This is a genomic window from Bacillus sp. AFS029533 (assembly GCF_002585125.1).
Taxonomy (GTDB): domain Bacteria; phylum Bacillota; class Bacilli; order Bacillales; family Bacillaceae_G; genus Gottfriedia; species Gottfriedia luciferensis_B.
This window is the reverse complement of sequence record NZ_NUQC01000063.1, coordinates 1-3,205: the sequence shown is the minus strand read 5'-3', so window position 1 is coordinate 3,205 and position 3,205 is coordinate 1. Positions and strand designations below refer to the sequence as shown.

Annotated in this window: 4 protein-coding genes; 2 read left to right on the top strand and 2 right to left on the bottom strand. The window is 31.6% G+C overall.

Going from position 1 to position 3,205, the window contains the following annotated elements; translation table 11 throughout:
- Nucleotides 1–89 precede the first annotated feature (89 nt).
- Nucleotides 90–476, bottom strand: coding sequence for an SMU1112c/YaeR family gloxylase I-like metalloprotein (gene gloA2, locus COE53_RS22415; RefSeq protein ID WP_069035272.1), 387 nt, complete (start codon nt 474–476; stop codon nt 90–92).
- 197 nt (nt 477–673) lie between these two features.
- Entirely contained in the window at nt 674–892 is a 219-nt protein-coding gene (locus tag COE53_RS22410) for a hypothetical protein (protein ID WP_098948743.1), read from the bottom strand.
- Between the two features lie 202 nt (nt 893–1,094).
- Here COE53_RS22410 and COE53_RS22405 point away from each other — a divergent pair, with 202 nt between their 5' ends.
- Nucleotides 1,095–2,129: a DUF3048 domain-containing protein gene (locus COE53_RS22405; RefSeq protein ID WP_098948742.1), complete on the top strand. Its 1,035-nt coding sequence runs from the start codon at nt 1,095–1,097 to the stop codon at nt 2,127–2,129.
- 192 nt (nt 2,130–2,321) lie between these two features.
- A complete protein-coding gene (locus tag COE53_RS22400) occupies nt 2,322–3,182 on the top strand; it encodes a pentapeptide repeat-containing protein (RefSeq protein WP_286162616.1) in 861 nt (286 codons plus the stop codon).
- Nucleotides 3,183–3,205 lie beyond the last annotated feature (23 nt).

Here is a 3,205-nt window from a genome sequence, read left to right as displayed (position 1 = left end):
TCCTTTTACGAAAATTTGATCATTAATTTTGTTTTTCAACAGCCTGAAAACCCAACCTTTTATAAAGATTGGGTTTTGTTTTTCAAAATCTACTCTTCATACAATTCTAATGGTAAGCCATCGGGATCATGGAAAAATGTAAATCTTTTATTTGTTAACTCGTCAATACGAATTGGTTCTACAAAGACAGCATTTTGTTTTAAGAATTGAATACTTTCTTCTATATTAGTTACAGTAAAGGCTAAATGGCGTAACCCAACCGCTTCTGGATTTGTAAGTCGCTTTGGTGGATTAGGAAATGAAAATAGCTCAATTTGTCCATTTTCTCCAATACTTAGGTCCAATTTATAAGAGTCTCGCTCCTCTCGATAGGTTTCCTTAATTACCTTACAGCCTAATAAATTTATGTAAAAATGCTTAGACGATTCATAATTAGAACAAATAATAGCGATATGGTGGATATTCTTAATTTCCATATTAAAACTCCTTATTACGTTGTTGATTTACTAAAACTTTTCTAAGTTTATCACGATTAGTACAATTTGAAAAAAGAATACATTCCATTTAGACAGTATAGTTCATCGTTTTAAGTGGAAAAATGAAATGTGAAACTGTAAAACTGGCAAAAATTCAAAAAAAAAATGGGAATAATCTCCCATTAAGTTTTAGAAATTTATCTTCTTCTTTTTTTATCATCTTTTGCTAAAACCTGTACTTTCTTAATAACTTCTAGTTCTACAATTACGTGCACATGCTTATCATTTATTTGATTAACACTTAATACTTTACCTTTTCGACCTTTAATGGAAATAGTATCTCCTTCAGAGGGGACCTTTTTGAGTAGTTGGTTTAATAGTTCAACGTTTTTCTCGATATAATGAACTACAATCATATAGCTTCAACTCCTCTAATCATTCTTATCTTTATACAATATTTAAGATTAAATAAAATAAGAACATATTTAAGCTGATTATTTAAAGGAATAATTTCAGTCATTAGTTAAATGTTTTATTTTTGAAAAATTCCAACAAATTCTTTCTATTTTAAAAGTTATTTAATACAATTTAAGAAAATAACAGATTGTGGGGGAGCCAATGCATAAGAAATTTTTATCAATAATTGTGATAAGTATGCTTTTAGTAGGTTGTAAGCATGGCGAAAAGTCTGTAAAAACAATTAAAAATGATGATAAAAATCCTTCGAATGAACATGTAATTGATAAAGGAGAAATTGATACAATTTATGCTCCTTTAAGTGGATTACCAATAAGTCAGACTAGTGAACAAAGACCTGTTGCAGTTATGGTTAATAATTATTATTTAGCTAGACCTCAAAGTGGATTAAGTAATGCTGATGTTATTTATGAAATTTTAGCAGAGGGAGATATTACAAGATTTCTAGCCATTTTTCAAAGTAATATACCTGAGAAAATAGGTCCTGTAAGAAGTGCGAGAGATTATTACATCAATTTGGCAAATGGTTATCATGCATTATTTATATGCCACGGAAATAGTCCGAAAGCGAAACAAATGATGGATTCAGGAATGATTGATTCATTAAACGGACTGATCTACGACGGAACGCTATTTAAAAGAGATAAAACGAGAAAAGCACCTCACAATTCTTATATTTTGAAAGAGGGTATTGAAAAAGGAGTTGCTCAAAGACATTACTCTTATTCAGAACAAGTTACTCCATTAGATTTTACGCAGAAAGACTTAGTATTTGATAGTTCTTGGAAAAATGCTGGTGAGGTATTTATAAAATACTCTCATGATGCAAGAAATAATGTGACTTACAAGTATTCGAATTCAACTAAAGAATTTCTGCGAGTTCAAAATGGAATTGTAGCAAAGGATGCTTTGAACGGGAAAGAGCTTCAAATTAAAAATATTTTAGTCGTAGAAGCGACTCATAAAATTATTGATAGTTATGGTCGCCGTTCAATTGATCTCGAACATGGAGGAAAAGGTTATTATATTGTTGATGGAAAATATATGAATATACAATGGAAGAATGTAGATGGTCGAATCATTCCGTTTACATTAGATGGAACTGAAATAAAACTTTCACCAGGGCAAACTTGGATTAACTTTGTACCATTTTTAAAAGATGTAACAATTAAATAAAGTACATTAAAACAGATAATTTTATATAATTATCTGTTTTTTATTGCTAAAAGAATGAAAAGTGAACACCGCTTAATGAATGTTGAAAGTTGCCCTTTATAAGCTGTAAGTCCTATGTTTGACCAAAAAAAATTACGATGTTACGATAAAAAATATTATCCAATTATATATGGTAGGAAGGGGGCGCAGGGAGTGGCTAGTAAAATTGAAAATATAGGATTAGTAAACGAGCGTTATAAAAATCTAAAATCGGACTGTGAGAGTTGCTTTGGTCTATGCTGTGTCGCATTGCCTTTTGCTGCATCGGCTGATTTTGCGAAAGATAAAATTGCAGGCAAACCTTGTCATAATTTACAATCAGACTTTCGTTGCGGAGTTCACAAGAATTTAAGAGAGTTAGGTTTCAAAGGTTGTACTGTTTTTGATTGCTTTGGAGCAGGACAAAAAGTATCTCAAGTAACCTTTAATGGAAAAGACTGGCGACAAAATCCAGAATTGGCTAATGAGATGTATGAAGTATTTCCAATTATGAAGCAACTACATGAAATGCTTTGGTATTTAAATGAAAGTTTGACCATTAATGCTGCAAGTGAGATTCATGATGAAATAAAAACAGTTTTAGAAGAAACTGAAAAATTAACACATATGGAGCCTAAACGAATACAAAACTTAGATATCACAGCCCACCGTGCAGAAGTTAGCTCTTTACTATTACGTGCTAGTGAGAAAGCAAGGACTGTGGCTTTGAAAAAATTTAACAACAATAAGAAGCGTCAAAAAGCTACCGGTAGAGCTTTAGATTTTATTGGTGCGAAATTAAAGGATGCGAATTTTATCGGAGCTAACTTAAGAGGGGCCTATCTAATTGCCGCTGATTTAAAGGGAGCGGATTTAAGAGGTTCTGATCTAATCGGAGCAGACTTACGTGATGCAAATTTGAGTGGTGCTGACCTTACAGGAAGTATTTTTCTTACTCAAGCTCAAATTAACTCAGCCAAAGGAGATTATCACACTAGAATACCAGCAACACTTAAAAGACCATCTCATTGGTGAGAAAAAAATGAACCATTTTAAAG

What these genes read in the sequence shown, in the direction of transcription:
- gloA2 (WP_069035272.1), bottom strand. Translation starts at nt 476, where the DNA reads ATGGAAATTAAGAATATCCACCATATCGCTATTATTTGTTCTAATTAT.
- COE53_RS22405 (WP_098948742.1), top strand. Translation starts at nt 1,095, where the DNA reads ATGCATAAGAAATTTTTATCAATAATTGTGATAAGTATGCTTTTAGTA.
- COE53_RS22410 (WP_098948743.1), bottom strand. Translation starts at nt 892, where the DNA reads ATGATTGTAGTTCATTATATCGAGAAAAACGTTGAACTATTAAACCAA.